At 41.6% G+C, this 18,416-nt stretch carries 14 protein-coding genes; 6 read left to right on the top strand and 8 right to left on the bottom strand.

Annotated elements, in window-relative coordinates; genetic code table 11:
• Nucleotides 1-539: 539 nt before the first annotated feature.
• Entirely contained in the window at nucleotides 540-1,571 is a 1,032-nt protein-coding gene (locus H6G74_RS26960) for a hypothetical protein (RefSeq protein WP_190970568.1), read from the bottom strand.
• A gap of 284 nt (nucleotides 1,572-1,855) precedes the next feature.
• Here H6G74_RS26960 and H6G74_RS26955 point away from each other — a divergent pair, with 284 nt between their 5' ends.
• A complete protein-coding gene (locus H6G74_RS26955) occupies nucleotides 1,856-2,764 on the top strand; it encodes a hypothetical protein (RefSeq protein ID WP_190970567.1) in 909 nt (302 codons plus the stop codon).
• Between the two features lie 82 nt (nucleotides 2,765-2,846).
• Here H6G74_RS26955 and ychF read toward each other — a convergent pair whose 3' ends face one another.
• From ychF to H6G74_RS26940, 3 genes are all read right to left on the bottom strand, one after another.
• On the bottom strand, nucleotides 2,847-3,938 hold the full coding sequence (ychF, locus tag H6G74_RS26950; RefSeq protein ID WP_190970566.1) for a redox-regulated ATPase YchF: 1,092 nt from the start codon (nucleotides 3,936-3,938) through the stop codon (nucleotides 2,847-2,849).
• Nucleotides 3,939-3,983: 45 nt separating this feature from the next.
• Complete coding sequence (locus tag H6G74_RS26945) at nucleotides 3,984-4,205, bottom strand: hypothetical protein (RefSeq protein WP_190970565.1); 222 nt, start codon at nucleotides 4,203-4,205, stop codon at nucleotides 3,984-3,986.
• 188 nt (nucleotides 4,206-4,393) lie between these two features.
• The gene (locus H6G74_RS26940; RefSeq protein WP_190970564.1) at nucleotides 4,394-6,922 is read right to left on the bottom strand and encodes a mannose-1-phosphate guanyltransferase; all 2,529 of its coding nucleotides are present in this window, start codon (nucleotides 6,920-6,922) and stop codon (nucleotides 4,394-4,396) included.
• Nucleotides 6,923-7,401: 479 nt separating this feature from the next.
• Here H6G74_RS26940 and H6G74_RS26935 point away from each other — a divergent pair, with 479 nt between their 5' ends.
• Nucleotides 7,402-7,593, top strand: a complete 192-nt coding sequence (locus H6G74_RS26935; protein WP_190970563.1) for a hypothetical protein — start codon at nucleotides 7,402-7,404, stop codon at nucleotides 7,591-7,593.
• A 130-nt stretch (nucleotides 7,594-7,723) separates the two neighbouring features.
• Here the strand turns inward: H6G74_RS26935 and H6G74_RS26930 are convergent, their stop codons facing one another.
• Nucleotides 7,724-8,332, bottom strand: a complete 609-nt coding sequence (locus tag H6G74_RS26930; protein ID WP_190970562.1) for a hypothetical protein — start codon at nucleotides 8,330-8,332, stop codon at nucleotides 7,724-7,726.
• Nucleotides 8,333-8,488: 156 nt separating this feature from the next.
• A complete protein-coding gene (locus H6G74_RS26925) occupies nucleotides 8,489-9,076 on the bottom strand; it encodes a thylakoid membrane photosystem I accumulation factor (RefSeq protein WP_190970561.1) in 588 nt (195 codons plus the stop codon).
• A 258-nt stretch (nucleotides 9,077-9,334) separates the two neighbouring features.
• Here H6G74_RS26925 and H6G74_RS26920 point away from each other — a divergent pair, with 258 nt between their 5' ends.
• Entirely contained in the window at nucleotides 9,335-10,672 is a 1,338-nt protein-coding gene (locus H6G74_RS26920; protein WP_190970560.1) for a MurT ligase domain-containing protein, read from the top strand.
• 220 nt (nucleotides 10,673-10,892) lie between these two features.
• Here the strand turns inward: H6G74_RS26920 and H6G74_RS26915 are convergent, their stop codons facing one another.
• Complete coding sequence (locus tag H6G74_RS26915) at nucleotides 10,893-11,672, bottom strand: hypothetical protein (RefSeq protein WP_190970559.1); 780 nt, start codon at nucleotides 11,670-11,672, stop codon at nucleotides 10,893-10,895.
• Between the two features lie 345 nt (nucleotides 11,673-12,017).
• Here H6G74_RS26915 and H6G74_RS26910 point away from each other — a divergent pair, with 345 nt between their 5' ends.
• Nucleotides 12,018-12,821, top strand: coding sequence for a type 1 glutamine amidotransferase (locus tag H6G74_RS26910; protein ID WP_190970558.1), 804 nt, complete (start codon nucleotides 12,018-12,020; stop codon nucleotides 12,819-12,821).
• 440 nt (nucleotides 12,822-13,261) lie between these two features.
• Here H6G74_RS26910 and H6G74_RS26905 read toward each other — a convergent pair whose 3' ends face one another.
• A complete protein-coding gene (locus H6G74_RS26905) occupies nucleotides 13,262-13,774 on the bottom strand; it encodes a hypothetical protein (RefSeq protein WP_190970557.1) in 513 nt (170 codons plus the stop codon).
• Nucleotides 13,775-14,476: 702 nt separating this feature from the next.
• On the opposite strand from H6G74_RS26905, the gene H6G74_RS26900 reads away from it, so the two are divergent.
• The gene (locus H6G74_RS26900; protein ID WP_190970556.1) at nucleotides 14,477-16,459 is read left to right on the top strand and encodes an amylo-alpha-1,6-glucosidase; all 1,983 of its coding nucleotides are present in this window, start codon (nucleotides 14,477-14,479) and stop codon (nucleotides 16,457-16,459) included.
• 312 nt (nucleotides 16,460-16,771) lie between these two features.
• Nucleotides 16,772-18,397, top strand: coding sequence for an AAA family ATPase (locus tag H6G74_RS26895; protein WP_190970555.1), 1,626 nt, complete (start codon nucleotides 16,772-16,774; stop codon nucleotides 18,395-18,397).
• Nucleotides 18,398-18,416: the final 19 nt, after the last annotated feature.

Raw genomic sequence — 18,416 nt, 5'->3', positions numbered from 1 at the left:
CACACTGATACATCCCGAACTCAGAGGTGAAACGCTGCTGCGGCTACGATAGTTGGAGGGTTGCCTCCTGCCACAATTGCTCGGCGCCAGGTCTCTTTTTCCTAAAAAGCTCCTTAGTTCTAACATTGTACTGAGGAGCTTTTTAGTATTTATCTCTCTACTTTTAATATTTGCACACAAGAAATATTGAACACAACACGACAAAGATATATCGCGCAGTAATTCAACATCAAAGTTCAAGGGGCGACAATCGCCACCAAATTTTGTATTTCGTCAGAAAAATGCTAACGCGCTTAAAATTCCCTGCTTGAAACAGTAATTTTTCGATTGCCAACTCACTAGAATTTCTGGCTGATACTCTTGACAAAATCCTAATCTGAGCGAATGAAACAGCCCTGCTTAAAAAGCTATGCGTTATATTACCCACATCTTTCTTTACAATTCTAAAAAACTTGTTTTCTAAGCATCTTAGAGACTGAAACTGATTCATACATTTATAGCTTGTTTGTGACACATACTCATTTAATTAAGGCTTATTTTCAATTTGTTTCTTGAATTTGTAGGCGGATAGTGTGATCAGTTGTTCCACTCAGTTGCAGTTCCATAATTTCTGTACCGAGGGGTTCAATAGAACTGAGAAGAGAGCGCAGGTTTGGTGTACTCGCACCTGTGTCTACATACAATCTATCGGCTAAACTGCTGATGCGTTTCCAAGTCATGTATAACTTGCCAATCAGTTGTTCCATTTGGGAAGCTTGATTGACTAAATCAGCCGCAACGCTTAAACAGCCAACTCTATGGGCTTCTTCTAAGGCGGTTTCTATATCTACATCTTCTTTAGCCAGTGCTTGGACTTGTGCCGCCGATTTGAGATACTTGGCTAATTGACGGGCTTCTGTAGTTACTTGCTTGATGGTGTCTACGTCAGGGTTGGCAATAATTTCTTTTTGAATAAATTTTTGGTGCTGTTCTGGTAACTTTTCCATTTCTTTTACCAGTGGGGCAATGTAGCGTGGTGGTAAGGAATTATCTGCGGCTTTTACTTTGACTGGTTCAGGGATTAAATCGGAAGACATCGCCATCCATTCATCGGTGAGTTGGCGGACTTCGCGGCGGGTGATGCGATCTCCTTTTTGGGCGGCTTCACTCACCATCTGTTGCACTTCTGGGGCAGATTTTGCCGTTTCGACAAAGGCGCGTTTGCTAAAGTTATTGACTGCGGCTGGCTCTAGCCGACCTTCTTCTAAAAGTGTATCGGCACTATTGGCTAGTTGAATCCAAGAATAAGCTTGACTCTTGCTAATTTCTCTTTCTTTGAGCCATTTGAGAAAGCCCGTACCTCTAGCATCCCCACCTTTTTTCTCCCTGTCACGTACAGCCCTTAAAATTCGCCCCCGCCAAATTTCTGTTTGCAGATCAAAGCGATCGCATACTTGCCAAGCTATATCTAACTGCTGTAAAAAATCAGACTCAGGAATCTGTTCATCTTCTGGGTCTGGTAGTTCAAAACTAAGATCAGTGGGCTGTTGTAGGGCAGCAGCAAGGTCATTAATAGCGTCGGTATCTTGCACGGTGGATAACTGACTAAGAATATGCGTCGGCTTATTATGACACAATCTTTAGGGAGTGGGAAATAAGATACAGACTGGCTAGTGCGAACCTGGTTTGGCGAAACTCGAAAATGTTACTTAGCTAATTTGCGTTGACGTTGCGATCGCTACATGACATCTTTGATGAAACATAAAGAGCGATCGTCGGGATTAGATGTGATTGAGCGTCAACTAACAAACTCTTTGTGACGGATGCTGATTATTGCGTATATTCAGCAACGCAAATATAATTTCGTTAAATAAATATGCCAAGATTTTTCAAGTTAATCATCAATATATTATGTTTGGCAGCATTGCTAATTTTATGCCAAAAAGTTTGGGCGCAAGAATGGCAACCTGTACGTGGTGGCATTCCCTTTGGTATTAGTGGTATAGCTTTGTTAGGGCAACAAAATAATTCTTTAGAATTTTTGATTGTCCATGATAATAAACAAAAAAACCAAAGTCGCCTAGCAACTATTAAGATTCAGGGTAAAAATGCACCTGAGTATTTACCTTTAAATTGGCAAAATAATCTAGCATTACCAATAGATTTAGAAGCTTTAACCTCAATTCCCAAAAGCAGCAATTCTTTTATTGCTTTTGCTAGTTCGGGAAAAGCCTATCATTTAAAATTACAGCCTACTAATAAAACTATTTCTGTAATTAAAGAATTTAGTCTTTCAAATATTCCTCCAGAAAGTAATTTTGAAGCATTTGCACTGCAAGATATCGATAACAAATTAGTTGCTGTTTGGGCGCATCGTGGCGAAGCAGAACAACCAGCAATTATTTATTGGGGAACATTAGATTTACAAAAATATCAAATAACTACTCTTGGTGCTGCTAATTTTACAGTTCCCTTTCCTTTAGGAAATGTGCGGCATATTTCTGATTTAAAAATAGACTCTGCTGGAATTGTCTATGTCACTTCAGCTAGTGATGCAGGAGATGATGGCCCATTTCAATCAGCAGTATATGTTGCAGGTTACGTGGGATGGAGTGGTAATAAATTAGTTTGGCGGCAAAGTTCACAATTAGTTCCACTCCACCGCAGTGATTATCACAAAATTGAAGGTATGGAACTAGTACCCGGTATTGCAGGTGGATTAATTGTGGGTACTGATGATGAAAATTTTGGTTCCTATGTGTATATGGTAGGCGGAAGTAATTAAGGCAAACTTTGGCGGATGTAATGGTATAAGGGTGAAGGTCTTTTATACCCTTACACCCATTCACCCTTACACCCTCATTAACCTACACATTAAATAGGAATAACATCACATCTCCTTCTTGTACGATGTACTCTTTGCCTTCACTTCTAACTAAGCCTTTTTCTTTGGCACTTTTCATCGAACCACTTGCTACCAAATCATCATAAGCAACGGTTTCGGCGCGAATAAATCCGCGCTCAAAGTCAGAGTGAATCACACCTGCGGCTTGGGGTGCAGACATACCAGCATTAATTGTCCAAGCGCGGCTTTCTTTGGGGCCGCTAGTGAAATAAGTCCGCAAACCTAACAAGGTGTAAGTCGCGCGAATCAAAGATTTTAACCCGCCTTCTTTCACACCTAAAGATTCTAAGAAATCTGCTTTGTCTTCTTCAGCTAATTCCACTAATTCTGCTTCTACTTGAGCAGAAACAATGACGACTTGAGCATTTTCTTGTGAGGCAATTTGTCGAACTTTTTCCACAAATTCATTACCTGTGGCTAAGTCATCTTCTGAAACATTGGCAGCGTAAATAATCGGTTTACTGGTGAGCAGTCCTAGACCTTGAATAATGGCTGCTTCTTCTTCATTTAAACTGACTTGACGGACAGATTTACCTTCGTTTAAGGCTGCTACTAATTTTTCAAGAACTGTAATTTCAAACTGAGCATCTTTGCTGGTGCGGGCTTGTTTGCGGGTACGTTCAATGCGGCGTTCAATTTGGGCTAAGTCGGATAAACCGAGTTCTAAATTGATAATTTCAATATCTCGCGCTGGATCAACAGAACCAGCAACGTGGATAATATCATCATTCTCAAAACAACGTACCACATGAACGATCGCATCAACTTCTCGAATGTGGGATAAAAATTGGTTCCCCAACCCTTCACCTTGACTCGCACCTTTGACCAAACCAGCAATATCCACAAACTCAACACGGGCGGGGATAATTTGTGCTGAACCAGAAATTTGCGAAAGCACGTTTAACCGCTCATCCGGTACTGAGACAACGCCGACATTCGGTTCAATCGTGCAGAAGGGAAAGTTAGCAGCCTCCGCTTTCGCATTGGCTACTAAGGCATTAAACAAAGTAGATTTTCCGACGTTGGGAAGTCCGACAATTCCGGCTCTTAGCATTTTGGATTTTAGATTTTAGATTTTGGCTCAAACTACTAAGATAATTCAAACAGGTTCAGGTATGGTTTGGGGAATTGTCCCAGGAACAGTTTGCGGAATTGGTGCGGGTACAGTTTCTGGTACAGGCCCCGGTATTGGTTGGGGAATTGGCGCAGGTACGGGTTCTGGTACTGGTTGGGGGATTTTTGGTTCGGGTGTTGGTAGGGGGTTTGGTTGCGGTGTCGGAATTTGGGGGTCGGGAATCGAAATAGCTTGAATATCAATCATGGGTAGTTTTTAAATTACCTGACTTCCTCAAGCTAGATGATTAGCCTTGATGCTGACATCTTCCTAAAAAATGGAAAAAAATCTGAAGTATGAAGTCTAAAGTATGAAATAGAGCTTCAGATCCCCGACTTCTCAAAAAAGTCGGGGATCTTTTGTCTGCTATCTACCCTTGCAAAGCAAAGAAATTTTCAAACTTCTGCGGGATGATATTCTTGTTGTCTTTCGACAAAAGTTTGCACACGATGACGGTAGTTGCGGATGGTGTCGTCTACCCAATCGCGATCGCTACTATTAGCAAACAAATGTACTAATGGCTCGCTGGCATCGGGTAAAACTAACAGCCAATTGTCATCGAATGGTTGACCAATTTTCACGCCATCGATGAGTTCCAGGTTTTGGGCTGGGTGGGTTTCTACTAAGTAGCGCATCAATGCACCTTTAGCAGTCCAAGGACAGCGAATTGTTTGGGTTCTGTGAATGACGCGGGGTAATTCGGAACGTGCAGTAGCCAGCGATCGCTCTTGAATTGTTAACATTTCAATGATCTTGGCAATGCAGAACATGGAATCAAAGCCCGGATGCAGTTGCGGAAAAATAAAACCAGTGTCGCCACTACCACCCAGAACCACATTAGAATTTTTTTGGCAAGCTTCCATTAAGGCGGTTGGGTTAGCCTTCGTCCGAATCACTCTTCCATCGTGGCGACGGGCGACTTGTTCCACCGCACTAGAGGCGTGAACTGGCACAACTACTGTACCTCTGGGGTTAGATGTTAATATCATGTCCACCATTAAGGCGGTTAACATTTCCCCACGAATGGGAAAGCCTGATTCATCAACTAAAATTAGCTGTTCACCATTTGCCGAGACTTGCACACCAAAGTTAGCTTTCAGGGCTTCCACCACATGACCTAACTGGGTTAATAAGGCTTCGCGGTCAGCCGTGGTGACAGCATGTTTGTTTAAGCTGGCGTTGAGTACCACTGCATCTGCGCCGAATTTATCCAGCATTTGCGGTAAAACTGCCCCAGACACAGCATAAACATAGTCAATGACGATTTTGGCGCGACTGTTGGTGAGGGTAGAAACGTGGAGTAATTTTTCAAAGGCGGTGCAGTAACGGTCAATGACTTGGCTGGGATACGCCACATCGCCAACTTCATGAATCAACGCCCGACGCATATCTTCTTTAAAATATGCCCCTTCAATTTTCTTTTCTTGGGCTTTGGAAATGTTAATCCCTTTAGCATCCATAAATTCAATTAGGATGTAGTCGGGGCGGTCGGGATGCACCCTGACATGAATACCGCCAGCTACCGACATTGTAGGAATCACAGTCCGGGCGATGGGGATAGCGGTAGCATCAAGGTTTTGAATATCAACGCCTACAGACATTAACCCGGCAATCAGCGATCGCGTCACCATTCGAGAAATATTCCGTTGGTCTCTCGATACTGTAACTTTAGAACCGGGTTTTAAAATCGAACCATAAGCCGAACCTAAGCGCACTGCAAATTCTGGGGTAATGTCGATATTCGCCAAACCTTGTACACCACGTTGACCAAACAAGTTTCTTTGGGCAGTATTCCCCCAAATTAAGTTGATGTTTAAAATCGCACCAGACTCAATTTTCTTACTTGGCCAAACACGCACACTAGTACTAATTTGGGCTTCTTCTCCGACCGTAGATAACGAACCCACCACGGCAGCTTCTAATACATGAGCGCGACGGTCTACACGGCTACCACGGGAAATGACACAGGCACTTAATTGGGCTTCTTCACCCACAAACGCCCCATTCCACACAATTGGACGCTTCAGATTAGCATCAGCCCCAACTGTAACGTTATCACCAATGACTGTTCCCGCTTCAATTTGAACTCTCGCCCCAATCCGGCAATTATCGCCAATCATGGCGGGAGTTTCAATTTTAGCTGTCGCATCAATAAAAGTATTCTCTCCTACCCAAACGCCAGGGGAAACTTCTTCATAAGCAAATTCCAGTTTTACCTTCCTGTCTAAAGCATCATATTGTGCTTCCCGATAAGCATCTAAATGGCCGACATCGCACCAATAACCTTGGGCAATATAGCCATACATCGGCTCATTTTTGGCTAAAAGTAACGGAAATAAATCTTTAGAAAAGTCGGTTTCGGTATTAGCTGGTAAATAATCTAAAACTTCGGGTTCAAGAATGTATGTCCCGGTGTTGACTGTATCGGAAAAAATTTCGCTTGTAGATGGTTTTTCTAAAAATCGTTTAATTTTACCTTCTTCATCGGTAATTACTACCCCAAATTCAATGGGGTTAGGAACCCTAGTTAAAATCAAAGTCGCTTTTGATTGTTTTTGTTTATGAAATTCAATTGCTGCTGTTAAATCAAAATCAGTGATGCTATCGCCACTAATTACTAAAAAAGTTTCATCTAGGAGTTCGGCAATATTTTTCACACAGCCTGCTGTCCCCAAAGGCTGATCCTCTTCCACAGCGTAGGTCATTTGTACGCCAAAATCGCTACCATCTTGAAAGTAGTCGCGCAAAACATCGGGTAAATAATGTAATGTGGCAATTACTTCGGTGATTTGATGTCTTTTGAGCAGATTGATAATATGTTCGGCAATGGGACGATTAAGAATCGGCACCATTGGTTTAGGTAAATCGCAAGTTAAAGGACGAAGCCTTGTCCCCGAACCGCCTGCCATCAGTACTGCACGCATAAGTCCTCCTAAATTATTTGCAGCTTCTGCTACTTGTAAAGCTATGAAAATATGTCGGTTTTATCTTTAGTGTCTTATAGATGTTCTGAGTTCAGGAACTTCCACAAGAGACATCTAATAAGTGTTAAGCATATTTACTCAACACAGTAGCCTATCTAGAAAAATGAAGAAATGTTTCTAAAAATCGAGTTTATTTATTATGCCAGTTTCCCATACTGTTGAGGTAGCAAGAAAGTAGAAAAAAGAACATAAAAATCTAGAATAGTATATTCTTTTTATCTTGATAATTTAGCTTCATGGTTAAATAGCAACAATGCTGGATGTTAATTTACACTGGAATCAGAGAATATGCGATCGCATCCTCAACTGGTCAGAAAATCAATACTAAATTCTAGTTTGTCCGTATAAATTAATGATTGTTGAGATATTTTGACAATTCTTAACTTAAATTGAGTTAGTAGTGAATGGAGTTTCTGAAAATGAGCAACTTAATCGTATTTGTTTTGATAGTAGGTTATGTCGGTTTAGGTTGGAAGTTTTGGAAGGGATTTACCAGGACTAACTTTACACCATCCTTACTCAATCGGATTGCTTTATCTTTGTTATGGCCTGTTTTATTTATCGCTAATCAATCCTATCGCCGCAATTTTAGAAAAGCTTTGAAAGGGTAGGTGTTAATTTTAAATTAACCAGTATCGACCTGTAGCGATCGCCTATATCTTAAAAAAGTTTAGTCAGTAGTTTCTTGAAATTCCAGAGTTTTAGACCCCCGACTTCTTTAAGAAGTCGGGGGTCTTGTACTTAGCCAATAGGTAAATTACCTGGGTTGACTGCGTGAATATATTCACTACCAGAATGTGGTCTACCGCGTTTATATCTGGCTTCTTCGGGATTACCCCATCCTAGCTGTAAAATCATCTCTAAAAAGTTAGGATTTTCCCACTTCCATAAACTTGTCCACTCAGTTCTGTGAGCAATTCTTTGGACATCATCTGTGGTAATTTGTTGATATTGCTTACTGTTATTAAAACTTAAGTATAAATCCATATCTATAGTTACTTCATACCAAAAATTCAATATCGAATCTTTGGCAGATTGTAATATGGCGATATCACTAGTCAACCCTACTAATTCGGTATCTACTTCTGGATAGCGCAAGGTTTTGCCTTTGACTGTCATTTCGCGCCAGACAATACCGGAAACATGATTTTCTCTTTGATAATCGTGAATAGACGCTTTAAAATCTTGATAGGCAGTGAACTTTTGGAACCCTTCGGTTCTGATAAACTGGTCTATTACAGGATTGCCAGAGACTGTTACCTCTAACTTCAGACGCTCTCCTTTTAGACAAGCTTGGCGTTCGGCTGCCAAAATTTGGATTAGCTCTTCGGTAGTGTAAACTTTTGACATCAGTTATTAGTCAAGGGTCAATAGTTTTGAACTTGAGACTATGAATTTGAGCTTTTGTGAAAATCGGTTATTTCAACATTATCCTTTGCTTGATTGGTGATGCAGTAGCCCACAGTACTAAAAATTAGGGTAGACCATCTCAGTCTACCCTGGCAGTTATTTGGCTAACTCACTGCTAAATTCATTAAAAGAACGGCGCTTTAATTCTACTGATTCAGAGCGGGGTAATAAATCAAACACTTCGCGGAATTTATCGTCTATTTCCTCAAAGGGTACTTGACCTTTTTTGTTTAACAATACTTTCCCTGATTGGTTAAACACGACAACTTGAGGCACACCCCCAGAATAGTAATATCCTGGTTCGGTGGGATCATATTTTTCTTTGACGGGAATTGTATCAACATCAATTGCAATGATTTCTGCGGCGCGTCCGTAAAATTCCTGGACACGAGAAATTACAATGGCATATTGTTTGCAATCCCTACTGTCGTCAACATAAAATGCTAAAAATGCAGGTTTATGTTCTGCTAAAGTCTGTGCGAGTGTTTGTCTGGGTGGAACTAAGGAACCATTGCCAGCATAAACGACAAACATATTGCCATCATAATTATCATCATTAATACCAGCATAAGCCGGTTGAATGCTGAACATCAGTAAACACACAAGCAGTAACAGGCATTTGGATACCAACCGTCGCCAGTCAGCCATACGTTCTTGTAAAAAAATCAACTTTGTAATATTCATCAAAAGGAACCTTGCAAGCTACGATTTGTCGTAAGTTTGTGCTGAATTCGGCAACCTGGGCTGGATAAGTAATTACACCCGCGCACTATTTTTTAAGATAACGTCTTACGGATGAAGTATGAACTCTGAAGTCTGAAATTTCTTTTTTAGACTTCCCACTTTCCTATCGCTGGCTTTTTGAGCCAGGATTCGCTAAACTCACAGGATTAAATTTGCAACTAGATTAATTAGCAAACACGAGCAGATTCAGGTAAAGAAGTGGGCAAGAAAATTAAACTGATAGATAGACTGCGCCTTGGTTTGGCGGTATCGGTGGCGAAAACTGTAACATTTGCGGTGCGATCGCTGCGCTTAGGTGCTGCTAGTGTATTACCAGGGTCAATTGCACGGCGGATTGAACCTCGACTGTTGCAATTATTGAGTCAGCAGGTAAAAAATGGCGTAATTATCATTGCAGGGACGAATGGTAAAACAACTACGTCGCTGCTGTTAAAAACTATTTTGGAACGTAAAGGCTACTACATCGCCCATAACTCCACAGGTGCAAACCTGGAAAATGGCTTGATGACAGCTTTACTAGAAAACACTAACTTGGTGGGGAAGCTGGCTGCTGACTACGCCATTTTGGAAGTAGATGAGAATATCGTCCCCAAGGTATTAACACCACTCCAGCCACGTATTATTCTGTGTTTAAACTTGTTCCGTGACCAACTCGACAGGTACGGCGAAGTAGATACCATCAGTAAACGCTGGACAAAGGTAATTTCCACACTTCCCAAGGAAACAGTAGTAATTCCCAATGCGGATGACCCGACTTTATCGCACCTCGGTCAGCAGTTACCGCAACGAGTGTTATTCTTTGGCTTGAATGAACCAGAACAGTATCTAGAATCAATTCAACACGCCGTAGATTCTATTTATTGTCCTAATTGTGGACATTCTTTAGATTATCAAGGTGTGTATTTGTCTCACTTGGGCGATTTTACTTGTCCCAGTTGCGGTTTTAGTAAGAGTAAACCAACTCTAGAAAGTAGCGAATGGGGACAAATTTTGGTTGGTTTGTATAACAAATACAATACTTTAGCAGCTGCCACTGCGGCTATTGAATTGGGTGTTGATGAAACCACAATTAGAGATACTATTAATAATTTCCAAGCTGCATTCGGTAGGGCGGAAGATTTAATTATTGATGGGAAAAAGGTGAGAATTTTATTATCAAAAAATCCTGTGGGGACAAACGAAACGATTCGGGTGGTGAATCAAAGTACCGATAAAACTACATTGATGGTGTTAAACGATCGCACCCCCGATGGTACTGATGTATCCTGGATTTGGGATGTGGATACAGAAAAATTAGTCGAACGCGGCGGAACTATTGTGGTGAGTGGCGATCGCGTTTATGATATGGCTTTACGTCTCCGCTATAGCGAAAAGTCTCTGGAGAGTAATTTAAACCTAATTGTCGAGGAAGATTTGAAGCAAGCGATCGCAACTGCCCTCAAGCATACACCAGAGAACGAAACCTTGCACATTCTCCCTACATATTCCGCCATGCTAGAAGTGCGTGAAGTTCTCACAGGCAGAAAAATTCTTTAGAAAATGGGGAATTGAGAAGCTTTTTGATCAAAATAGAATGCAGGAGTCAGAATTCAGAATTTACCTGAGTACCTTACTGGTGGATGAATGAGTAGTGAAACACCACATTAAATCTCCAATTTAGTAGTCTTTAATTAGTAGTAAGTTTAAATACCCTACTAATTACTTCTGACTCCTGAATTCTGACTTCTGAATTCCTTTTTCAAATCTTTCTCACCTACTAAACTAAATAACTGGTATTCGGGACAATAGGAAAGAAAGCATACTCATACCAAGCCGTCCAAATAAAACTTCTCAACCACCGTTGACGTTTTTCGGGAGTGAATTCATACTCAAATACCCCACGAGATGTATCAATCGAAGATAGGTGAGAATTGCAACCACAACCATGTTGATAAGTAAAGCCATATTTAGAAGCGATACTCTGCACCTTCATTTGCATCGCAAAAACCTTACCTGCGTGCAATATTGCATCCCAAGAACGCTTATGTTTGATATCTCGCTTATCAAATCTTAAAGCGCGTTCTTCAAATACATGATCGCGGTAAATTGGTGCTAGATGCACATGATAAAAACTTGCTGGTAGTTCATAGCCAAATTCTTGAAAAAGTTCTATTCCTATCCGTGCTACTTTTAATTCATTAGCAAACTCTTCGCCCTTTGATTCTAACTCTTCAAGCAGTGTCGCAAAATCAGGATAGCTAGTTTTTATAAAGTCATAACCGTAAAATTCTAGGGTTTCCCAAGCTAACTTGCCAAATAGTTGGGAGAATGATGATTTAAGATATTCTAATTCTGGACGTTCGTTAAATAAATCAACATCACCTTGTTCTAACTTATATTGAAATAACTGTGCCATCTCAACATAACTTTGGGGTTCAGAGATGCCTACATCTGCCAATCCGTTAGCAATATCTTGCCACACAGCAGGTAATTGAGACACAGGAACTGCATTTTCATACGCAATTACCGTCAAATTGGGAGCTTCAATCGCTTGCATATAATCTCCATTGAGATATTCACAATTTGTCGCTTAGTTAAACAAAGTTAACTTTTTGGGAAATTTGCACAAAAACAGTGTAACTGTTTACCCAAATATTTAGTAAATTTACAGTTACCTGTGGAGATTATGGCTGTCTGACAATTACAAAACTGTGACCTAAAATACTGAAGTCTGATAACAATTGCTATATGTCCATCTAAAAATTTTAACTACCAAACCCATTACCGAGGACAGATTTACGATATGCTGACCCCAGCCAGTATCTTTGGTTCTGGATACACACCTGATTCTGCAACTATAGAAAGAAAAAAGTTATAAATTATCAGTTATGAGTAAAGAGTTATGAGTTCTGAACAATTAGAATTAACAATTGGTTGGTTGTATCCCACCTTAATGAGTACTTATGGCGATCGCGGTAATGTGATCACTATAGAACGTCGCGCCCAATGGCGGGGATACAGCGTTAAAGTATTACCGTTAGACCAAAATTCCACCGCCGAAGATATTAAAGCTGTAGATGTCATTGTGGGTGGTGGCGCACAAGACCGTCAACAAGAAATTGTGATGCGTGATTTGCAAGGGGTGAAAGCTGACGCAATGCGCGAAAAAATTGCCAATGGTACGCCAGGGGTTTTTACTTGCGGTTCACCCCAACTCCTAGGACATTATTATGAACCAGGATTTGGGCAACGAATTGAAGGGTTAGGAATCCTCGATTTAGTATCTATTCATCCTGGGGAAAATACCAAACGTTGCATTGGTAACTTGGTAATTGAAGTTACAGCCTCCCGCCTCGCCAAAGAGTTAGAAGAGATGACTGGTAGTAAACCCTATCTTGTCGGGTTTGAAAATCATGGTGGACGTACCAAGTTAGGTAAAGTAGAAGCCTTGGGGCGTGTGGTGTATGGCTTAGGCAATAATGGCGAAGATGGTACAGAAGGTGCATTTTATCAGAATGCGATCGCTACTTATTCCCACGGCCCCCTGTTACCCAAAAATCCCTTTGTCGCTGACTGGTTAATTCAAACTGCGTTGCGGCTGAAGTATCAACAACCCATCACACTCAAACCCTTAGATGATGACCTCGCCATACAAGCGCGAGAAGCCATGATTAAACGCTTGAAAGTTGCAGTACCATCTTCTTGATTAAAAATTTCAATTTAGCATGATTATAATCGACTCCTAATTTTAGGTGTTGCAAGAAAGGCGATCGCAAACTCTGGCGTGATACCGCGTTTCACTTTAAGTTTGATACAAATAGACCGCAGGGGATCAAGGGGCAGAGGAAAAGAATAAAAAACCCATGAATTTGTATCACTTTTTTCGTGAAATGGTATGAGGGGCGATCGCCTTTCTCATGTCTTGTGCAAAGTATAAATTTATACAAATTAATGACTAAAGATAAAAATATTTATCACAAAAATATCCCCAATTTTCAGGAAAAATCGGGAAATTGACGACTAAGTTATTACTTATATTAATTAATACTTTAAAAAATAAATTAAAATAACTGCAACTTGGTATGAGAACAAAATTATGCCTTCCCCAAGCAGTATTGAGAAAGGCATCAAAAAAAAGTGAAATTATCAGTGTTTAATTTCTAAATTGAGGATGTAACATCCTATTTGGACTTTTTCTGCCCACAATTCATACTCTAGGCGCAAGTGTTCTGGGAATTGTTTACCAGTAAGTGTCAATGTTTTTGTAAAATTTCGTAAGCGAATCGGATTATTTGGTTGTAAAGATTCCGTAGGCAACCAATAACGGCTGACACCGTATATCCCTTTTTCCCAGAAGTGGCGGTAACTTACCTGACCATTGCCTTGCATAGTCATAATTACCCGATAGGGAGAAATTTCCAGCCACAAAACTCTGGGACTACTGGGAATGTAGGCAGTGTTGTTTCTGTGCGGCAAAATTTCCTCTGTACTGGGAGAAGTTTCTACTTCACAAGTAATGAGAGGCGGTGCAGTTAACAGTAAGTGAAATCGTTCCGTATCTTTCTGATACAATGTTCCGGCAGTTTCGACCACTGACCAGAACGGCAGGTCAGTGGAAATTAGTGATAAGCACACAGGCTTGCGATGATAGGTCAGCATGGGAGCAGTATGGGCTAACAGCTATTGAATAACAAGATGAAATTAATCCAGGGAGTCTAGCAGTCCAGAACCAGCAACTAAATAGTAAAACATGCTTAATCTTAACTGAATATGCTAATTTGGTAAGCTAAATATCTCAACATAAAAATAAGTAAAATCTCAATAGAAGTATTGCAAACCAAATTTTTTTTTGATAAAGGTAACTTTAAACACAGTGAATAAATACTTATATAGGAATCCGTTGGATTTTTGAAATTATCTGTAAAGGCTGGGAGTAGGGAGTAGGGATTAGGAAAGAGCATTTTTTGGGTGTACTGATTTTTTCAGCAATCAAATATTAGTCTGATAGTTTGATGAATGTTATGTTTTGCAACAAATGATGAAAATACTAGAGTCGTTTTGACCAGCCGCCAAATAAACATTTAAATTTATGATGCAACTATCTCAGTAAATTTAATATGACAAAATAACAATAGGACACTAAAGAAAAAGTACAGAAAGTAGAATCGAGAAGCGAAAAAGACCAGAAATATAGCAATCCTCAATGATTGGCAAACATTCTCCCTTGTCTGTTTTGTTCAAATATCAAATAAGGTTGCTATGTAGTTGAGGCTTGTAACTCTATCACCTGTCACCTGCTATAAAACAAATTTGTAGTTAATAGATTTTGATTATCACCTAAAAAATCACTCAGTTTGCCTTATGTGTACGGAATTTGGGCGGGAAATCTGCGGCAATCTCGACATCGCAGAAACACGGGAATGGTTAGTTACTAATGGCATCGGTGGTTATGCTTCTGGGACGGTGGCAGGGTTACTGACTCGGCGGTATCACGGCTTACTCATTGCAGCTTTACACCCGCCTTTAGGTCGTACTTTACTGTTGGCAAAACTAGATGAAACTGTATTGTATGGCGATCGCATTTATCCCTTACATACAAATCGCTGGGCAAATCAAACTGTGAGTCCCCAAGGTTATCGACACATTGAATCTTTTGCCTTGGAAGGGACAATTCCTCTGTGGCGGTTGGCGGTGGCTGATGCTTTGCTAGAAAAGCGCATCTGGATGCAGTTAGGCGCAAACACTACATATATCCAATACACTCTGCGGCGTGCCACCCAACCTTTGCAACTAACCCTCAAAGCAATGGTAAATTACCGCGATTATCACAGCGACACCCACAGCAACGGTTGGCAAATGTCGGTGGAAGCGGTGGAACAAGGAATTTGTGTGACGGCTAATCCCAGTGCTACACCATTTCATTTGTTGAGTGACAAAGCCAGTTCTACACCCGTTCACAACTGGTATTATGACTTTGACTTAGCAGTAGAGCGTTATCGCGGTTTAAACGACAAAGAAGATCATCTCCACGCTGCCACCTTCGCTGTGACTCTCCATCCTGGAGAAGCAGTTACTTTTGTCGCCAGCACAGAAAAACAAATTGATTTACATGGTGAAACAGCACTTAAATTACGCCGCACTCAAGAACAAAAACTGTTAGGACTGTGGCAGAGTAATCGACCCATCACAGCACAGGAGTCTCCCGCTTGGATTAAACATTTGGTACTGGCGGCTGATCAGTTTATTGTTGATCGTTCTGTACCAGAAGAATCTCACGGCAAAACCATCATCGCTGGTTATCCCTGGTTTAGTGATTGGGGAAGGGACACAATGATTAGTTTACCTGGGTTGACAATTGCCACTGGTCGCCCAGAAGTAGCACGGGCAATTCTCCGCACTTTTGCCAAGTATGTCAATCAAGGAATGCTACCCAATCGCTTTCCTGATGTTGGCGAGGAACCAGAATATAATACAGTCGATGCGACACTGTGGTATTTTGAGGCAATTCGCGCCTATGACAATGCCACCAACGACGATCATTTACTCAGTGAACTGTTTCCCGTACTGGCAGATATTATTTATTGGCACTGTCGCGGCACACGCTATGGTATCCACCTTGATCCCACCGATGGTTTACTTTATGCAGGGGTGACAGGTACCCAACTCACTTGGATGGATGCCAAAGTCGGAGATTGGGTAGTGACACCGCGAATTGGTAAACCAGTAGAAGTCAATGCCCTGTGGTATAACGCCTTACGCACAATGGCGAAATTTGCCCGTCAACTGGGTAAACCGCATCAAGAATATGAAGCAATGGCAGACCGCGCCTTAGCGAGATTTTCCCGCTTTTGGAATGAGGCGTTGGGTTACTGCTATGACGTGATTGATAGTCCTGATGGTGATGATGGGGCGTTGCGTCCAAATCAAATTTTTGCTGTATCGTTACCAGAAAGCCCCCTCACCCCTGCCCAACAAAAAGGTGTGGTAGAAGTTTGTGGCAGAATGTTGCTGACTTCTCATGGATTGCGATCACTCTCTCCCAGCCATCCCCAATATCAGGGAATATACGGTGGTAATCAGTATCGGCGTGACGGCGCTTACCATCAGGGAACAGTTTGGGGTTGGTTGTTGGGGCCATTCGTCCTCGCCCATTTGCGGGTTTACAAAAATCCACAACAGGCGCGGCAATTTTTAGAACCAATGGCAAATCATCTCACAGCATCCGGTGTTGGCAGTCTCAGCGAAATTTTTGATGGCGATGCACCAATGACTCCGCGCGGCTGTACTGCCCAGGCTTGGACGGTGGCGGAGGTTTTACGTGCTTGGTTGGCGACGGAGGGGTAGGGGATGTGGGAAGGGGGATGAGGTATGCTGTTAAGCATATAAAAAAGCACATTGAGGCCGCAGGGGGGCAGGGTGCAAGGGAGAGGGTTTGCAGCTTTCATTACCATTAACATGGTGTAATTTAAATGACGATTAGCTTAGACAACAGAAGGGGGAGATTGGGAATACTAGAATCAAGCTGTTTGCTGTTTATGCTTGTATAATCAGATACAGAGACAATGCTATAATGAATGCAGGCTGGAGGATTTGAGGAATCAATTCAGTAATTAGCGTTTCATCACCCTGACACCCCACGCACACCCCTAAAGAGAGATGAGCAATTTGCCACAAAATGGAACTCATAGCAGCGAGAATCAGCAATACGCTTCTTTGATCGAACAACTTGATTTGATGATTCGGGCGCGGTATCCCTTACTGTATGTGATTTCTGTGGAAGAAGAACCTGTAGAAGAAGTGCTGTTGCAAGTTGCAGCGCGTTCTGCGCCTCAGCGACAGGTGTTATTTTGGGATATTGTGCGGGGTTGGAGTGATAATGGTGCGGATAAAGGTTCTGTGATGGCGGCTTTATTACGCATTGCGAAAGCTGATTCGCAAACAGCAGCGATGTTTGTGCTGCGGGATTTGCATCCGTTTGTGAAAAATCCTACCACTGAGAAGAATGCACCGATTGTTAGGGAATTACGAAACTTAGCGCGGGAGTTAAAGCGATCGCGCAAAACTATCATCACCACCAGTCATACTTTAGAACTTCCCGATGAACTACTGCAAGAGGTGACAGTTGTTGATTTTCCCTTACCCAGCGTCAGCGAAATCGATTATTTAATTACCCAACTAGTCGTCCCAGATAAATTAAATATTGCTGGCTTGGCGCGTGAACAATTAATTAAAGCTTGTCAAGGTTTAAGCCGCACTCGCATTTCTAGGGTTTTGGCAAAAGCTTTAGCCGCCAAACAGCAGGTAAATGAGTCTGATATTGATGGTGTATTAGAAGAGAAAAAACAAGCAATTCGCCAAACCGGCATTTTAGAGTTTTTCACACCCCAAGAATCACTCAAGCGCGTCGGGGGATTAGATCAACTCAAACAATGGGTGTTGATGCGCCAAGATGCTTTTACCGAAGAAGCCAGACGCTACGGTATTCCTAACCCTAAAGGGATGTTGCTAGTAGGAATACAGGGAACGGGTAAATCTCTTTCAGCGAAAACTATTGCCCATGAATGGCGTTTACCGCTACTGAGGTTAGATTCGGGACGGTTATTTGGTGGAATTGTCGGTGAAAGCGAAAGCCGAGTCCGCCAAATGATTCAGATAACCGAAGCAATGGCCCCTTGTGTATTGTGGATTGATGAAATTGACAAAGCCTTTGGCAATATTACCAGTGGTGTTGATGGAGATTCGGGGACATCGCGGCGGGTTTTTGGCAGTTTAATAACTTGGATGCAGGAGAAAACCAGCCCAGTTTTTATTGTCGCCACTGCCAATAATGTGCAGATATTACCAGCCGAGTTGTTACGCAAAGGCAGATTTGATGAGATTTTCTTTTTGAATTTACCAACAGAAACAGAACGCCAAGAAATTTTTAAAGTGCATTTGCAAAGGTTACGTCCCAATCGCCTGCGAGAATTTAATTTAGCATCCTTGGCGAAACAAACACAAAACTTCAGTGGCGCAGAAATTGAGCAAGTAATTATTGATGCTATGCACCAAGCATTTTCCACAAGAATAGAAGGGCAAAGACGAGACTTCAATACAGAAGATATTTTACAGGCAATAGCGCAGACTGTACCCTTAGCTGCGATCGCCCGTAACCAAATTGAAGCCTTAAAGCAATGGGCAGCAGAAGCCGGTGCTAGGGCAGCTTCCAACGATATTCAATTAGTGGAGGAATTAAAACAATACTCAAACCAAAAAGGCATCGGCCCATTAGAGGTTGATTAAAATAGAAAAACTCTGCGTT

It is taken from the genome of Nostoc spongiaeforme FACHB-130 (assembly GCF_014698475.1).
GTDB lineage: Bacteria > Cyanobacteriota > Cyanobacteriia > Cyanobacteriales > Nostocaceae > Nostoc_B > Nostoc_B spongiaeforme.
The sequence above is the reverse complement of the archived record's forward strand: the minus strand, read 5'-3'. Positions and strand labels throughout refer to the sequence as shown.

Excerpts from the sequence above, each read along its gene's own strand:
- H6G74_RS26895 (WP_190970555.1), top strand. The coding sequence starts at position 16,772 with ATGAGCAATTTGCCACAAAATGGAACTCATAGCAGCGAGAATCAGCAA.
- H6G74_RS26905 (WP_190970557.1), bottom strand. The coding sequence starts at position 13,774 with ATGCTGACCTATCATCGCAAGCCTGTGTGCTTATCACTAATTTCCACT.
- H6G74_RS26940 (WP_190970564.1), bottom strand. The coding sequence starts at position 6,922 with ATGCGTGCAGTACTGATGGCAGGCGGTTCGGGGACAAGGCTTCGTCCT.
- H6G74_RS26925 (WP_190970561.1), bottom strand. The coding sequence starts at position 9,076 with ATGAATATTACAAAGTTGATTTTTTTACAAGAACGTATGGCTGACTGG.
- H6G74_RS26935 (WP_190970563.1), top strand. The coding sequence starts at position 7,402 with ATGAGCAACTTAATCGTATTTGTTTTGATAGTAGGTTATGTCGGTTTA.
- H6G74_RS26910 (WP_190970558.1), top strand. The coding sequence starts at position 12,018 with ATGAGTTCTGAACAATTAGAATTAACAATTGGTTGGTTGTATCCCACC.
- H6G74_RS26930 (WP_190970562.1), bottom strand. The coding sequence starts at position 8,332 with ATGTCAAAAGTTTACACTACCGAAGAGCTAATCCAAATTTTGGCAGCC.
- H6G74_RS26900 (WP_190970556.1), top strand. The coding sequence starts at position 14,477 with ATGTGTACGGAATTTGGGCGGGAAATCTGCGGCAATCTCGACATCGCA.
- H6G74_RS26915 (WP_190970559.1), bottom strand. The coding sequence starts at position 11,672 with ATGCAAGCGATTGAAGCTCCCAATTTGACGGTAATTGCGTATGAAAAT.
- H6G74_RS26945 (WP_190970565.1), bottom strand. The coding sequence starts at position 4,205 with ATGATTGATATTCAAGCTATTTCGATTCCCGACCCCCAAATTCCGACA.
- H6G74_RS26955 (WP_190970567.1), top strand. The coding sequence starts at position 1,856 with ATGCCAAGATTTTTCAAGTTAATCATCAATATATTATGTTTGGCAGCA.
- ychF (WP_190970566.1), bottom strand. The coding sequence starts at position 3,938 with ATGCTAAGAGCCGGAATTGTCGGACTTCCCAACGTCGGAAAATCTACT.